Genomic DNA, 16,510 nt, shown 5'->3' with positions numbered 1-16,510 from the left:
TAAGATTATTTCTTAATTATAGCATAATTAAGCCAAAACTAATAGTTAATTAATCTCTTTGAATTTTTTTAAAACTTCTAAAGTAATTAATTCCTGGGGCAGTCTTAAATTTTTAGACCAAAGATTTTCAAAGTCCAAGCTTAAGTCTTCAAAACTAGCCTGCTTCAGCTCTCTTATCACTTCTTTGAGAACTTTTATATTTTTCTGCTGCTTATTTTGACAAGGATAAGGTCCCTTATTTAGTCTAAAAAGTAATTGGTAATATTCCCCTAAAAGTTTAATTTTAAATTTAGGATATTTAGCTTTCAAACTTGTATAAATAGCTAATCCTTCTGGATCTAAATCACCTGCATAATAAATATTAAGCTTAGCCCGAAGAGCTTCGTCTTTTAATTTTTCTTCTGCCTTTGTTAATTCATTTGTTAAATAAGATTGATTTTCTTCGACTGGTTTTAGTCCCAAAAGTTCTTCTAAAAAAGAAAAACTTCTAACAATTTTTTTGCCTTGGCCATAAATTACAGTATCAAAATTTTGATTAAAAATATTAATTCCAGCTGCCAAAGCTTTTTTAGCTCCTATAAAAGCAGAATGATTTTCCATAATTAAGATATTATTAATTTGAGTAGGATTTAAAGTCCAGTAAACAAAAAGATGCTTATAATGCTCAGCCTTTAAATCAACTAAATTTAATTTTAAATTAGTTAATAATTTTTTACCTTGACTTTGATTTAGAAATTTTTCATCTCCAAACAACTCTAAAGAACGCTCTTCTCTGCTGGCCCATTCGCGCTCCTGCTTATTTTTTAAAAATTTAGCTATTTTAAAAAGCATTATTTTCAATTTTGGAGTCTGTTTTTTGCTTCTTTTAAGATAATAGCTGAGATCCAGCAGCCGCGAAAGTTTGACAATATCCTTATCTGACCAGCCTGAAAATTTCTCTTCTATTAATGTCCAGCGCTTTTTAAGCTGAGGGCGGCGTTGGTTGAAATCAGAACTTTTAATTGCGCTAATTTGTTTATCAGCTTCTAATTTTTTTAAAAGCTGAAAAAACTTTTGATAGCCTCCAGCAGCTTGATAAAAAGCAGCCCCTCCTAATTTTTCTTTGATATAAACTTCTAAGTCATTTAAATTAAATCGTTTTCTTTTTTTAAGCTCTGTTTTTTTAAAATTATTAAACAGCTTAATCCAATTTTCTTTTTCGAGCACCAGAAGCCAACTCCCCCGCAATAGTTCCTCGATTTTGATCATCATGGGCAACTTCTAAGGCCCAAAAAACTGGAAAACGTTCACTAATTTCACTTTTAATAATTTCAGGAGCAGCAAAAGCAATTAGTTGAAAATTTAATTTATCAGCAATTTTAAAAATAGGATCTAAAACATGAGCTGCTGAAGCTTTACCAAAAGGATTATCTAAAAAAAGAGTTGTCCAAGGATTTGTGCGAGCTAAATTTTGTTTTTTATAATTTAAAAGCATCATCATCATAAAAGCATTAATCGAAAGTGATTGGCCCCCACTTCCTTCAGTAGCTTTTCCTTTACCCTTAATAACAGATTCCCAGTCTGAATAAAAATAAGATTGTGGTTTAGCATATAAAAATTCATTTTTCTCTGTCATCTTATAAACCTGAAGCACTGGATAACGACCCCTCAGTGCCCGAGAAAAGAGAGCAGTATCTCCACAATACTTTTCAAGTTTAGACTCTGATAATTTTTCAATTTCAATATCTTGCTCTTTAAATTTAGTAATTAGTTCTAAAAAATATTGGCTAAGCTCAAATATAATTTCCTTCTTATCATCAGGTAGCAGATCAGTTCTTCTTAATTTTACCAAAGGAAAAGCAATCCCCTTTTGATTATAATAAACCATCTTGCTAATCATATCTTGCATCGAATTAATTAATCTCATCACATGAAGAGCAGAACGCTCTGCCCAATAATTTCTAGCTTCTTCAGCTTTATCTCGAGCATGAGAAAGATCATTTAAAGCATGATTTATATATTCTTTAAAGATATTAAGAGCTTCTAAATTATATTGATAAGCATTAGCCTTAAAATTCTGCAATAAATTTTCTTTGACTTTATTTTTAAAATAATTATTTTCTAGACTAACTTGAACATCATTTTTAAATTGATAAAAATTATTTTCAATTTTTTCTCTTAAAGACTTAATTTTAGCTTTATTCTTCCTATAATCAGCTATCCAATCATTTACAACCGCTGCCGGCGAATCTTTAAGATCAGCCTTAACTCCAGCATTTAATTCACCTTTAGCTGAATTAAGCTCATAATAATCTAACTTACCCTTATAATCTCGATATTCTCCTAATTTTTCTTGATAATTTGAAATCATATTTTCTAATTTAAAAAGATATTCTTTATTTTCCTTTAATTGATTTTTGATTTCTAATTTTTTGGGCTTGAGTTCAATATTTTCCCAATTTTTAACAGAACAATGAAAACGTGCTTTAATTTCAGCAGCTCTTTCTCTTAAATGTTCTTTTTTTTCTTGTAATTTAGTTTTTTTGATAATAATATCTTCTTTTAATGCTTCAGTTTCTGCTTCAATTTTATTTAATTGAGTTTTCAGCTCTGCTAAAGCAAATTCTATTTGTCTTAAATTTTTAAAACTATATTCTCTCTGTTCCCAGTCAGCTGCTAGCTGAGCTAATTCATTTCTAAGCTGATCTAGTTCTGCTGATTTATTTTTTAAATCCAGCTCTAAATACTTTAAATTAGCCTCTTTGTCAGCTTCTTTTTCTTTTAACTGAATAATTCTTTCATATTTTTGATAACTATGATGCTGCTCAAAATTATAAAAATCTGGATATTCTGGATTAGCAAAAAGATTTAAATCTTTTGTTTTAAAATCAGTTTTTAATTTAAATGCTTCTTTTGCTAGCATTTGTTTTAATTCAGTACTAAACTTATAATATTTTTTTGACCACTGCTGATAGTCATTATTCAATTGCACTTTATTTTCATGAATTCTCCGCCATTTATTTTTGTTTTCCAAACTTAATTGTTTTAAATTTTCAAGCTCAGCTAAAGTTTTTTGATAGCGAGCTTTTTTAGCCTCTAAATTTTTATTTGCTTCTAAAAAAATATCAACTTTTTGCTTTTTATCTTTCAAATTTTTTAATTTATTCTCTGTCTTAGTATATTTTTGCTTTAATTCACTAATTTTTTTATTTTTAATTTCAATTTTATCTGCTAAATTTTTAATTTCTTTTTCTAAATTTTCTAATTCTACTGCTGCTGTTTCCATTTCTATTTTTAAATCAGAAGCTGATTTTTTTTGCAGTTTAGCTTCTGCTTGATAATTTATTTTTTTTAATTTTTTTAATTTATTTTCTAAAATAGTAATTGTTGCTTGAAACTCTGATTCTTTATCTTTTAAAGCTTGAGACCAATCTTCAAAATTTTTATTTGCTTTAATAAAATTTTTTTCTTGACCTGTGACTAACTTAAAAGGAAGTCTGAAATCAACTTGATCTAATTGATTATTAATAAAAATAGGTACTGCAGAATGAAAAATTTGGGTTGGTGAAATATTGTCTTTTATCTTTTTCCAATCTAGCTGATTAATAATAACTAGGCCATATGGTAAAAGTGGATAGTCATTTAAGTATTTTTGACTATCTTCAACCATTTCCAATAGAAATTGAGAACCATAATAAACAGAAATATCAAGTTCTTTTATTTTTTGATAAAGCCGCTTCTGTTCTAAACTAGCAATCCAGTATTCTTGATCATTTAAATTTAAATCAAGCTGCAATTCAAAACTTTTAGCACTTAATTTCTGTAAACGTTTTTCTTTTGCTTTAATTATTTGTAAAATTTTCTTGTTCTTCTGCTGCAGCCACTTTTTACTATAAAATTCATCTAATTGGTCTAAGTTTAAGCTTTTTAAGATCTTTAAATAAAGATCTTCTTCTGCCTCTTTTTGATCTTTTAAACTAATTTGTAAATTATCAACTTGAGATTTTTGTTTAGCTAATTTAATTTCTACTTGATGTTTTTCATTTTCCAAATGTGCTGCTGCTTTAGTTTCTGCCTTTAAATTTTCTTCTATTTTTTCTAACTTTGAATCTAATTTTTGCTCTTTCTTTTCTAAATTTTGGAGTAAATAAGCTGGAGTCTCTAATTCTAAAGAATTAAAAAAACTAGCTAATTTATTTTTTTCTGTTTTTAAGTTTCTTGCTTGCTGTTCATAGTCAATCTTGATTTTCTGTTTAGATCTAAACTGCTGCTCTAGCTCATCCTCTTTATTCTCCATTCTTTTTAACTCTTTAGTTAAATAATTATGATAAGAATAATAAGCAGTAAAAGATTTTTTGATTTTAGTATTTAAGTCTAAGCTTGCTGCCGCTATTTCTGTTTTTAAATCTTTAATTTGAATCTCTAAATCATTAAACTCTGGTCTTTTTTTAAGTAAATCAATTTTAATCTTTTGTTGTTCTATTTCTGTTTTGAGTTTTTCAAATTTGATATATTTTTGATTCAATTTTAAATGTAATTTTTCAGCTTTAATTTCAGCTAAGGTTTTTTCAGACTCAGATTTTTTGATTAAACTGCTCTCTAAGTTTGTTTGTAATTTTTTTAATTCTCGCAATTTTTTAACATATTTAAGATTTTCAGCTTCAAATTTAAGATTTTTAATACTTTTTTTAGTTTTAACTTTTTCTGCCTGACTGCGGCTTAATTCATTCTCTAAAAAGGATAAGCGGGTTTCTATTCCTCTTAAATAATTATTTCCCCGCTCTCTAATCATTACTTTTGTATTTTGTAAACGCAGTCCTTTTTGGCTATTTTGTAAAAGTGGCTCAACTAAATAATCCAATTTTTTTAAATCATCAGCCCTAGATAATAATTCTGGCAAATCTTGAGCGATTTCTATATTATTTATAAAAAGATTAATTAAAGATTTTTTCTGACCTTGATCATGATAACTAATACTTTCACTCACAGCTGGAATTATTATTTGATCAAAAAGAGCTTGATTATCTTTAGCTTTAGCAAAATGTCTTTCTAGTGCACCTTCACTGCGATTAATATTTTTCATGATTTCCCACTCGGAACGATAAATACCATGACTGCTTAGGTACTGATAATATTCAGAGTTAGGAGTAGAAACTGAACTTTTATAATATTTAACTAGTTCAGCCCTATTTTGATCAACAAATTTTTCCATTTCATCATATTGCAGAACTTTATCTTTTTCTTCCTGATAAAGAGGTAAATTTTTTAAACTAAATTGACTTCTGTTTTGATATTGATGTGTATAAAGAAAATATTTTAAACCAATTTTGAGTTCTTCTTCACCTGCTAATTTATGTTGATTAGCTGAAACACAAATTCCACTAAGTAATTTTTTATTCTCAGATCCCTCTAAACTCCATTCAAGTACAACATGAAAAGTATATTGTCTAAATTCTCCGTAACGATTATAGAACATGTTTTCTAACTGATTACCATTTTGGCTTCCCCAAGCAGTACCAGGAAGTAAAAGCTGAAATATCAACTGGAGCATTGCCCCTTTTCCACTCCCATTTTGCAATGTAAAAAGTGTATGCTTTGAATCTAAACTAAAAATTGAATTACGATACTGTTTTTTAAAACCATCATAACGGTTACCAGTAATTCTAATTTTATTCAGCCTAGGCATTTTTCTTTTCCTCCTCTAATTCTTCGCGACTTTCTCTTATTAATTTTTGAAATTTTTTATAGCGCTCCTGCTTATGGTAAAGATCATCTAAACGTTCATATAGTTCTGGCTTGGGAATAAGTTTCAATTCATCTTTTTGATCTATAATTAAACCTTGTTTAACTAAAGGTTTTAAAGCAGTATTAATAAAGGAAAGCTGATTGTTTTTAGTTCTAGTAACTTCAATTTTATCATCTTTATTTAAGCGATAGGGGCTAAACTCAGTTAACCATAATTCTCCTACTTCTTCCACTGCAAGGGCCCAGTTTTCACTAAAACAATCTTCTTCACTTTGACGTTTTAACCAGCTTTTTAAAGTTGCTGTCACTAAATCTGCCAGATGATAATAGGAAACACCTTCTTCTTCCCATCTAATTCTGATATGATTTTCTTTATCAATTTCAGCTAAAAAAATAGAAATTATTATATTTGCTAAATAAAATTTGCGCTTTCTTGTTAAACCTGGATATTTTGCTTTCATCTGCGTATAAGAATTAGCAAAATTAGAGTCTCTAGCTCTAGAAACTAAATGTACATTTTTCGGAGTTGAAAAAACTCTTAAACCAGCCTCAGCAGCCATTGTGTGAACAATATTATGTATTTCACTATTTTTACTATATGCTTCTGCTAAGGGGTCAGAGATAGAAATTATTTGTTCTGCTAAAAGCTTAAAAAAGAGCGCTGCTCCTTTTTCTAAATCTTCTTGTTTAAATCCCATTTTAATCTGCCTCCAGATAAATTTTATAAGCTGAAATAACAAACTGATCAAGTAAATTTACTCTTTGCTTAGCATCTACAAGCTCTGCAGAAATTTGTCGGCCGGCTAAGTTGGCTAATTTTGGCTTAAGCTCAATTAATTTGTTAAAAAGTATTAAGCGCTCATCCAAAACTTTATAATCTTTTTTTACTTTAAGTTCGAGCTTAGTAACAATAAACATCATAAATAATTCTAAATTAATTTTTTGACTTAACCACTTTTCTTTTTCTGCTAAACTCAAATGATTAAGTTGAATTAAATTAAATTCTCCTTTGACTAATAATTGCTTAAAAACATCCTGCCAAAGTTCGACGACAAGCTCCCAGTCAATTTGTCTTTTAGGTGCTGCTTCAATTTCTATTGGCTCAATATCTGTTTGTTCCTCTGCTAATTCCCTATATAATTGCTGTTCAGACCAAGCCCAATCTAAAGGAAAAATAAAGTCTTGTTGAGGAGAAAAAAGTGGTTTTAATATTTTTTCTAAATCATCAATTTTAGCTAATCCAGATTTAACAATTGTATTCTGCCAAAAATCTTTTTTAAAACTAAGTTGTGAAGTTTGCCAAAAAAGCTCAGGACTTTCTCGGCGTAATCTAAATTCTAAAGCTAAATTAGAAACTGTAAGATCAGCTAAAAGGTCATGAAGTTCTCGGGCCCGCTCTAATTCTTTAAATAAAAGTTCTCCTTCTTTTTTAGCAGCAGTTTCAAAATTATTAAGTCTTTCTTGCCAAATAAAGATATCACTAAATACTTTTTTCTCTTCTGCAAACTGTTCTCTAACTTGAGCTTCTGTTTTTCGACGCCTTTCTTTATAAGCAGAAAATATGAGGCCTGGATTGCGTAATATGTCTTCCCGCCAATCTTTTTCTTTTTTTATTAAATTTTGTACACGTGCAATTAAATTACTGACACTACCTTTAGCCTCTTTAAAATTCCCATTTTTTATTAACTGCAGTGTATAAAATTGTTCTAAATCAAAGCCAAACTCTTGCAGAATTTCACGAGTAATAAAAATTATTTCTTGTGAAATATCAGATAAACGATAAATAGTTTTTCCACCTTGTTCCCATTTGGAATATTCTCGGTCAGGGATTAAATAACGGTACTTAAAATCTTTAAAACTTTGGCTTTTTTGATCATAAAGTTTAAATTTAAAATATGATTGTTTTTTAGGATCACCTGCATAAAGAACACCATCTACCAACCTTGCAACCTCTTCTAATTTTATCTGAAGCTCCATCTCTTTTAAAATTTCTATAGTCATTTGAATTAAATCACTGCGACTGCGCTGGTTATTATTATTAATTTCTCTTTTAAAAACTTTCAGCAAAAGATAAAGAGCAATTTGATGGGCATAATCTCTTAAAGAACCAGTATCCATTCCCTGCCCCAATTCTGCTATAGCTTTGGTTTTCTTTAGCCTTTCATTTAGACCGATGTTGGCTCTTTCCATAAAATCCTCTCCAACTTTAGTTTTATTGAATAAATTAATTTTATCATTAATTAGACTGAATTTACAATTAACTTTAATCTTTTTTATTAAATATTATAATCAATAAAAGTAAATAAATTATCCTTTTAAGCTATAGAAAAAACCTCAGTTTAAAAACTGAGGTTTTAGAGTAGCATAAAATTTATTATTTTAATTTAATAAAAAGGATATTTCTAATAACAAAATTAATTACTTAGTTAAGTTAATACCTTTAGCGACTCTGGCAACTCTTTTAGCAAGTCTTCCAGCCATCTTTAAGTCACCTTCTGTTGGCGATTTACTCCCATCACTACCAGCAATTGTAGAAGGACCATAAGGTGAACCACCTTGTATTTTATCTTGACTCAATTCTGGGTTTTGGCCATAAGTGGAACCCACATAAATCATTCCAAAATGGAGTAAAGGCATCATTGAAGTTAAAATTGTACTCTCTTGACCACCATGGATAGTATTTGTGCTGCTCATAATACCTGTTGCCTTATCTTCAAGTTTACCTTCGGCCCAAAGCCCGCCAGCAGTATCAATAAATTGTTTAACTTGAGCTGGCATATTACCAAATCTGGTTGGAATACCCCAAACAATACCATCAGCCCATTCTAAATCATCTAAGCTTACTTCAGTTATTTCAGCCTGCTCTTTTTGAGCTGCTAAGTAGGGATCTTGGCTTGACATTGCTTTTTCAGCAGCTTCTAACTCAGGTATTTTACGAAGTTTGACCTGATAATCATCATGTTCAGCTGCAGCATCTCTAGCTGCCTGGGCCATCTTAAACATATGTCCATAAGAACTATAATATGTGATCAATAAATTAGTCATTATTTATACCTCCCAAATTTTTTTGTAAAATTTTAATTAAAAACTTTATTAAAATAAGTATGCATTTACTTTAAAATAAAATTTATTTAAAAATATATTTTTATTATCCTAATCATTAGTCTAGGCCATTAAATTAACTATTTATCCTTTCGAGTATTAATTCCCAAAAGTTTATACAACATACAATTTCTTGTTAAACCTGTATAGAGAGCAATAATTCCAAAAATTAAAAATGCATAAGAATTTCCTTGACCAAAGAAAAACATTGAAAGTAGAATAATACCAACAATAATTCGCAACCATTTATCAATTTGGCCTACATTTTTCATTTATTTCCCTCCTCAACTTAAGCTTTATTTACTTACTAATTATAAAATATCAGCTTTAGTTATAATTTTCTGTATTATTGCTTACACTATTATTTTTATATTGGGCTTATCGTATTGGTACCTGGTTATAGTGAAATTATTCACTATAACCAGGTACCAATAAATAAATAAATTATACATTAAGACTTCTGCCAGCTGCAAAATTTATCTTCTAATAAATCTATTAATTTAAATAAAAGGTATCCTAACAGGCTAACTGCGATAATACCACTATACATTTTTAAATAATTAACCATCGACCAACTATTCATTATATAATAGCCAATACCATATTTAACAGCAAAATTTTCAGCAAAAAACAAAACAGCTATACTGGTTCCAATTGTAATTCTTAAGGCAGTTAAAATACCAGGTAAAATTGCAGGTAAAACTAAATGATAATAAATATCAATTTTATCCATTCCAAGGGAACGAGCTGAAGCAAAATATCGACTATCAATTCCCTTGACTCCATCCCGAGTAGTTACTATAATTTGAAAAATAATGATAACGATTAACAGAATTATTTTAGATAAATCAGCTAAACCAAATAAAAGCATAAAAACAGGTAAAAAAGCAATTTTAGGAATTGGATACAGCAAATAAATAATAGGAGCTAGAAAATTATCAATCCTATGCTGCATTCCCATTAAAAGACCAATTCCCACTCCTAAAACCAATGAAATAGTCACTGCTGTTATAATTCGATAAAAACTCATTAATAAATGCAGCATAATTTCACTACTAAAATTAGTGATAAAAACTTTAAAAACTGCTGTTGGTGAACTAATAATTGCTGAATCAAAAATAAAGTAAAGTAAATACCAAATCATTATAATTAAAATCAGAGCATATAAATCTTTAAATTTATTATTTTTCATCTCTTATTTCGTCTCCACTCTTTAGACCCATTAGATGACGCAATTTTTTCTGCAGATTAAAAAATTCTTGTTTTTCTCTTAAATTTTTTTCTCCAAAATAAGGATTTTCTAGGATTTTAACTATTTTACCTGCTTTAATTACAGCAATTTTCTTTCCCAAAAAAGCAGCTTCTCTAATATCATGAGTTACCAACACAAAAGTTAAATCTTCTTGTTGGTGAATTTTCAAAATCAAATTTTGCATCTCTTCTCTTGTTAAAGCATCTAAAGCTGAAAATGGTTCATCCATTAATAATAAATCAGGTTCTAAAATAAGTGAGCGGCCAACTGCTACTCGTTGTTTTTGACCACCACTTAATTCAGCTGGATATTTGTCCTTAAATTTGAATATTTTAAGCTTTTTTAGAACAAAATTCACCTTAGTTTTAATCTTATTTTTGTTAATTCCTCTAATTTTAAGCCCTAAAGCTAGATTATGATAAACTGATTTCCAAGGAAAAAGTCCGTAATCCTGTAGGATAACACCACTTTTAGCTCTGATTTCTGTTAAAGGCTGAGAATTGATGAGGATTTTACCTCTTGTTGATTTTTCTAAACCAGCTAATAGATAAAGCAAAGTTGTCTTGCCACAACCAGAAGAACCAATAATGGCAAGACTTTCTCCTTTTTCTAATTCAAAATTAATATTTTTTAATACTTTTTCTTTTTCATAGGCAAAACTAAGGTCATTTACTTTAATCATTAAAAACTATACTTCCCTTCTACTACCTCTTGGTAATCAATATTAATTTGACTATTATTAGTTTTTTCAATCCAATTAATCACCCGATTTAAATATTCTGGTGAAGGAAGTCGGGTTAAATGATATTCAGGCATTGCAATTAAGTCTTTTATTTTTTCAGGTAAACCAAGGCTTTTTATTAAAATTTCTCTAGCTTCACTATCATCTTTTTTAATCTCTTTTACAGCTTTATTATAGGCTGTATGGAAGGCCTTAATAGCTGGATCTTTTTCTTTAAGAGCAGTCTCAGTAAAAATCATTGCTTCTGGCATAAAATCATATTTATTTTTATAAACTCTTTTTTCTAAACCATTTAATTCAGCTGTGGACGCTAAAGGTTCTGGAATTACTGCCATTTCGAGCTGCCCAGATTTAACCATTTCTAAACGAGCTGGAATTGCAGGGATGAAGATTTTATTTAATATGTAATCTGAGCTTAAAAATTGTTCAGATAAAAAGTTGGAAACACTTACTTCCATCATCCCAATCTTTACTGTTTCTTTTTCTTGAAAATTTTTGCTGATTAAAATTGGAAAGCTTCCATCTGTACTTGTTGTGATTTTAACTGGAAATCCGTTATTCACATTATTGACAAAAGCAATTAAATCAGTCATTGCTCCATCAATTGTATTAGTTTGTAATGCTGTCTGTCTATTAACTGCATTTGTATAAATATCAACTTTGAGATCTAAACCTTCTTCAGCAAAATATCCTTTATGCTGAGCCAATAAAATCGGAGCTGAATCTACTGCTGGCATAATTCCAATTTCTAAACTCATTTCAGCTGCGATTATATTTCCCGAAAATAAGCTAAATAAAAATAAAACTGTTAATAATAAAATAAATACTCTTTTCATTATTATTCCTCCTAAAATTTAATTTATAATATATAAATTTATTATATAGCTTTTATGCCAACTTTTAAAGATTATATTTAAATATATTGGTACCTGGTTATAGTGAATTAATTCACTATAACCAGGTACCAATATAAACCATCCCCACAAAATTGCATTTTAAAAATAATTATGAAACAATAAAAATATTGAAATTAAAGAAAGGAGGTTTTATTTTGAAAAAAATTAAATTATTAAAAGAAGTTTGGAAAGCTTCACGTCCTCTTTCCTTAACCTTAGCCCTATATTCTACTACTTTAGGAATGGCCATTGCTCATCTAGAAAGTAAACTATTTAGCGAGAATTTAACTTTTGATCTCAAATTAATTTTTTTAGTAACTTTAGCTGGATTATTTGTCCAAACAGGTACTAATTTTATTAATGATTATTTTGAATGTGAATACAAAAATCTTCATTTTGTTGATGGTCAAAAATATAAATTTTTAGGTAAAAAGAGACATGCTTTTGATATTTTAATCTTTTTACTGGGTATTTTATCATTTTTAATAACAGCTCTAATGGGCCTTTATCTTATCTCAATTACAACTACTAAACTTTTTTTAATTGGTATTTTAGGCCTTATTGGAGGTTATGCCTATACTGGAGAACCAATTGTTTATAAAAAAAGAGGTCTTGGTACTCCTCTTTCTTTTATTTTAATGGGTCCCCTAATGGTTTTAGGCAGTTATCTTGTTTTTAGCAATTATTATTCTTGGCGTCCCATAGTTCTGGGTTTACCAATTAGTCTTTTAATCCCTGTTTTAATGCTAAGTAATGAGTTAAGAGATTATAAAAGAGACAGTAAATTAAAAATTAAAACTATGACTGTGAGAATTGGTTTTGAAAAAGCAAAATTAATTTATTTAATTTTATTAATTTCTGCCTACTCTTTAACAATTTTATTTGTTATTTTAAATCTTTATCCTCTCAGCTCACTTTTAACTTTAATAACAATTCCTTTAGCTTATAAGGCCTATCAGAATGTAGCTCAGGCAGAAAAAATTGGAGTTCCTATTACAAATAAACTTCATTTAAGCTTTGGCTTAATCCAACTGCTCTCTTTTTTATTTATAAAATAAATTAGTACCTGGTTATAGTGAATCAATTCACTATAACCAGGTACTAAAAAAAGTAAAAAGAAAATAAAATCAGTTTATTTAAGCTGCATACCTAATTCTTAAGCCTGCACTCTGATCAACCTCAATCACTCTATTTTCAGGTTTAACTTTTATTTCTTCTAACTGACGTAAATGCTTAATTAAAGCATCTCTAACTTTAATATAGCTTTCCTTAAATTCAATTTCATTAAAGGTCTTAAAACCGTCTCCACCTTCAGCCAAAAAGTTATTAGTAGCAACTCTATATTTCTGATTCATTTTTAGAGGACTGCCATCAGCAAGTTTAACTGAAACTACTCGCTCATATTTAGGCAGCTCTGGATCATATTCTACTTTTAGGCCAGAATGCTGTAACATTCCTTTATTGAAAGTAAGACTTTGTTCTAAGACAGAAACAATTTGTTTTCCTGTCATTTCTCCACTTACAATGGTATTTCCAAAAGGTAAAAGTTCATAAATATGACCGACATTAATTTTTCCCTGAGGAAGATCAATTCTTAATCCACCAGGATTTTGGAAAGCAATATCTGCTTTTACCTCAGCCGCCATAGAATCAGTTGTTAAAGCTCCAACTTTAGAAATAGTATCATAGTTACTAACTAATTTTGAATCTGATTCAATTAGAACTTCAGACATAATAGGTTCTAGTTCTTTTTGATATTTCTTTACCATTGCTTTTATTTCGGGATCTTCTTTAATCTTAATTACACTTTTACGAACTGGATGACTCATAGGCATTGCACTATATATTTTTTTAGTCTTTTTATTAATAAAATATCTAAGATTTCCAAGTTCACGCCCGTGTTTATAGGCCTCTACAATTGGATTTCCATTAACAATAGCAGTTACAGTATGATGACTATGGCCACCAATTATACCTGTAACCTCAACTTGTTTTGCTGTCTCAACTAATTCCCCACTTACCTGGCCTGTATCATAATTAGTTGTTCCAGGTAAATGACTAACAACAAAAACCATATCTACTCCTTTTTTTCTTAACTCTTTAGTATATTTTTTAATTGCAATAGCTGGATCAGTAAAATCAAGTTCTGCTATATTAGAAGGCATAGTAGTACTCTCAGTATCAGGTGTTGCAATTCCAATTAAACCAACTTTATAACCTGCTGCTGGAATAATCTGAGTTGGCTTTACCCAATCAACTAATTCTCCAGTATCTTTATCAACTATATTAGCAGCTAACATAGGGAAATAAGTTTTACTATTAATTCTTTTTAGCTCATCAATTCCCCAATCAAATTCATGGTTACCAACTGCCTGAGCAGAATAACGGGCTTCATTCATAAACTCAATTACCGGTTTAGCATTATTTAAACTAGAAATTGGAGTACCTTGATAAGAGTCTCCTCCATCAACTAAAATTGTAGCTTTAGGGTTTGCACTTCGATAATGTTTAATTGCTCCCATTAATTTGGCAGCACCTGCTTCATAACCAGCTTCAACTTTACCGTGGAAATCATTTGTTGATAAAACATCTAGCTGCTGATAATTATTTTGAACACGATGCAGCATTGCAGCCATTTCACCAAATTTCATTGTTTTATCAGGAGCCAGCATCTTATTTTCTCTACCAACTAAAAGTCCCATTTCAACAGCTAAAGCTAGTTTAGCTCGCTGATCTGGATCATTTACAATTTTATTTTCATCTTTAAATTGATTTAAAATAGAAGTATCAGCTTGATCAGCAATTCTCATTCCTTCAACTAACATAATTGCTGCTTCTTGACGGCTTAAAACCTTATTTGCTTCAAAATCACCATTATTGGCTTTTACAAAACCAGCTTTTAAAGCGGCCTCCGCATAAGCTAAATCTCCAGCTTCAAGTCCACTAAAACTGGGATTTTCTATTTTAGCTGGTAAATCATAGTTAAACATTCTAACTATTGCTTTAGTTAAATCCATTTTTCTTGCTCTAGCTTCTAAATTTATACTTTCTGCATTCCAAGAGCGGTTTACAGCTGGAATTTTTAGAACCCCATTATTAATTAAGCTTAAAGCTTCTGCTTGGTGAGCATGGTCTAAATTAGCTCCAACTATTTCCCAATTATGATCTACTACAGGATCGATTTTTTCTTTTTGATCAATATATTCAATAATCATTTCTCTAATTCCAGCCTCTGATTTATAATAAGGCTCATTAGAAATAATTCCACTAGAATGAAGGCCGCTGTAACGATAATTATTTAAAGCTAATTTAAATGTTTGATCATCTTTTATTGCTTTTCCCTCATATTTTAAATCCTTAATTCTATTGCCTACTGGCTGAGAAATATCAATTTTATAATCAATTCCCTGGAACATATCATAAGCATAACCTCTAATTTCAGGATTAAAACTAATGGTAATATCTCCAGGTTGATAAGTATTATAATAAGCTACTGTTGACTCTAAATATTTTTTTAATTCTTTGCCACTAATTTTAACACCATAAAGAGTATTACTATATTTATAAATACGAGCAGCATCTTTTATAGAAACTGGCCCTTTATCAATTGTTGAATCAGCTATAAATAAAGCGGCTGAAGAAATGTCAGCTTCTGCATTTTTTAATTGAACTCTATTAATTAAATCAACAAGTGCTGTATCTTGAACTTGAGCTGCTGGGATTCCCTCTACTTTAGGCTCAGGAGTGAAATCACCAGTTGCATAACCGATTGGAGTATTTACATATTCGACTACTGCTTGATGATAAGGTTTAGCAACAGCCAAAATTTCTGGATCTGCTTCATAATCTTCAGCTGCTAAATGGGTACCACTTTTACTATCAACAACCCATTTCCCATTTTTTTGAGATAAGCTCATTTTAATTTTAGAAGCCTGTTCTCCTGCATCTTCTGCAGCCATTACTAGAACTCCATTAATTACCTGGTTAACTGAATCATGATCATGGCCGGTTATTAAGAGATCGATTTCTGGATTATTTTCAGCAATTTTTCGAGCTTTATCTCCACCACTCTTATCATAGCGACCATCTAAACCTGCATGAGCCAAAGCTATAATTATATCTGCTTTTTCTTTTAATTCTGGTATATAATCAGCAGCTACTTGATCCATATCTCTAAATTCTAAACTTGCTACTTTATCTCCATCCCAAATTGGAATATTGGTAGTTGTTAAGCCTAAAATACCAATTTTAATTCCAGCAACCTCTTTGATAGTATAAGGGTGAGCAAATGGTTTACCAGTCTTTTTAACTATAGTATTAGCAGATAAAATCGGAAATTTAGCATCTGCTAAAATTTCTTGCTGTTTTTCTAAACCAAAATTAAACTCATGATTACCTAAAACCATTGCATCATAGCCCATCTCATTCATAACTTTCATCATTGGATGAACTACATCACGCCGGTCTTTAAAAAAGGAAGTCATCGTATTACCCTGTATTGTATCACCAGCATCAACTAAAAGCAGATTTGGATTTTCTGCTCTAGCCTCTTTTACCATAGCGGCAATTTTGGCCAGTCCAATATCATCAGCTTCTCCAATTTTATAAGACCAGGGATAAATTGCTCCATGAATATCACTTGTTGCAATTACTGTTAAATCTCTGGCAGAAATAACTCCACCCATGAGCATCATAAAACTTAAAGTCAGAATAACTGTGAACAGCAATATTTTTCTTTTTTTAAACAAATTAACTCCTCCTTTTAAAAATTATTTCTCTCTACTTTTAGTGAAA

At 29.7% G+C, this 16,510-nt stretch carries 11 protein-coding genes; 1 reads left to right on the top strand and 10 read right to left on the bottom strand.

Features of this window, described 5'->3' with window-relative positions; genetic code table 11:
* Nucleotides 1–45 precede the first annotated feature (45 nt).
* The 9 genes from HPRAE_RS01595 to HPRAE_RS01555 all read right to left on the bottom strand — a co-directional run bounded on the left by HPRAE_RS01595 (nucleotide 46) and on the right by HPRAE_RS01555 (nucleotide 11,656).
* Entirely contained in the window at nucleotides 46–1,206 is a 1,161-nt protein-coding gene (locus HPRAE_RS01595; protein ID WP_014552503.1) for a Wadjet anti-phage system protein JetD domain-containing protein, read from the bottom strand.
* Entirely contained in the window at nucleotides 1,181–5,665 is a 4,485-nt protein-coding gene (locus HPRAE_RS01590; RefSeq protein ID WP_014552502.1) for a coiled-coil domain-containing protein, read from the bottom strand. The genes HPRAE_RS01595 and HPRAE_RS01590 overlap by 26 nt, the downstream gene beginning before the upstream one ends.
* Nucleotides 5,658–6,422 (bottom strand): DUF6063 family protein, encoded by a 765-nt coding sequence (locus tag HPRAE_RS01585; RefSeq protein WP_014552501.1) that lies wholly within the window; start codon nucleotides 6,420–6,422, stop codon nucleotides 5,658–5,660. The genes HPRAE_RS01590 and HPRAE_RS01585 overlap by 8 nt, the downstream gene beginning before the upstream one ends.
* Nucleotide 6,423: 1 nt before the next feature.
* Nucleotides 6,424–7,914, bottom strand: a complete 1,491-nt coding sequence (locus HPRAE_RS01580; protein WP_014552500.1) for a hypothetical protein — start codon at nucleotides 7,912–7,914, stop codon at nucleotides 6,424–6,426.
* 228 nt (nucleotides 7,915–8,142) lie between these two features.
* A complete protein-coding gene (gene wrbA / locus HPRAE_RS01575; protein ID WP_014552499.1) occupies nucleotides 8,143–8,769 on the bottom strand; it encodes an NAD(P)H:quinone oxidoreductase in 627 nt (208 codons plus the stop codon).
* Between the two features lie 137 nt (nucleotides 8,770–8,906).
* Nucleotides 8,907–9,098: a YgaP family membrane protein gene (locus HPRAE_RS01570; protein ID WP_014552498.1), complete on the bottom strand. Its 192-nt coding sequence runs from the start codon at nucleotides 9,096–9,098 to the stop codon at nucleotides 8,907–8,909.
* Between the two features lie 179 nt (nucleotides 9,099–9,277).
* Entirely contained in the window at nucleotides 9,278–10,018 is a 741-nt protein-coding gene (locus HPRAE_RS01565; protein ID WP_014552497.1) for an ABC transporter permease, read from the bottom strand.
* Nucleotides 10,008–10,760: an ABC transporter ATP-binding protein gene (locus HPRAE_RS01560; protein ID WP_014552496.1), complete on the bottom strand. Its 753-nt coding sequence runs from the start codon at nucleotides 10,758–10,760 to the stop codon at nucleotides 10,008–10,010. Before HPRAE_RS01560 ends, HPRAE_RS01565 begins: the two co-directional genes overlap by 11 nt.
* On the bottom strand, nucleotides 10,760–11,656 hold the full coding sequence (locus HPRAE_RS01555) for an ABC transporter substrate-binding protein (RefSeq protein WP_014552495.1): 897 nt from the start codon (nucleotides 11,654–11,656) through the stop codon (nucleotides 10,760–10,762). The genes HPRAE_RS01560 and HPRAE_RS01555 overlap by 1 nt, the downstream gene beginning before the upstream one ends.
* A 215-nt stretch (nucleotides 11,657–11,871) precedes the next feature.
* On the opposite strand from HPRAE_RS01555, the gene HPRAE_RS01550 reads away from it, so the two are divergent.
* Nucleotides 11,872–12,774 (top strand): prenyltransferase, encoded by a 903-nt coding sequence (locus HPRAE_RS01550; RefSeq protein ID WP_014552494.1) that lies wholly within the window; start codon nucleotides 11,872–11,874, stop codon nucleotides 12,772–12,774.
* 78 nt (nucleotides 12,775–12,852) lie between these two features.
* Here HPRAE_RS01550 and HPRAE_RS10855 read toward each other — a convergent pair whose 3' ends face one another.
* The gene (locus HPRAE_RS10855) at nucleotides 12,853–16,464 is read right to left on the bottom strand and encodes a 5'-nucleotidase C-terminal domain-containing protein (protein WP_014552493.1); all 3,612 of its coding nucleotides are present in this window, start codon (nucleotides 16,462–16,464) and stop codon (nucleotides 12,853–12,855) included.
* Between the last annotated feature and the right edge of the window lie 46 nt (nucleotides 16,465–16,510).

The organism is Halanaerobium praevalens DSM 2228, from assembly GCF_000165465.1.
Classification (GTDB): Bacteria; Bacillota; Halanaerobiia; order Halanaerobiales; family Halanaerobiaceae; genus Halanaerobium; species Halanaerobium praevalens.
Note: the sequence above shows the minus strand (reverse complement) of the source record. Positions and strands in the feature narration are given on the sequence as shown.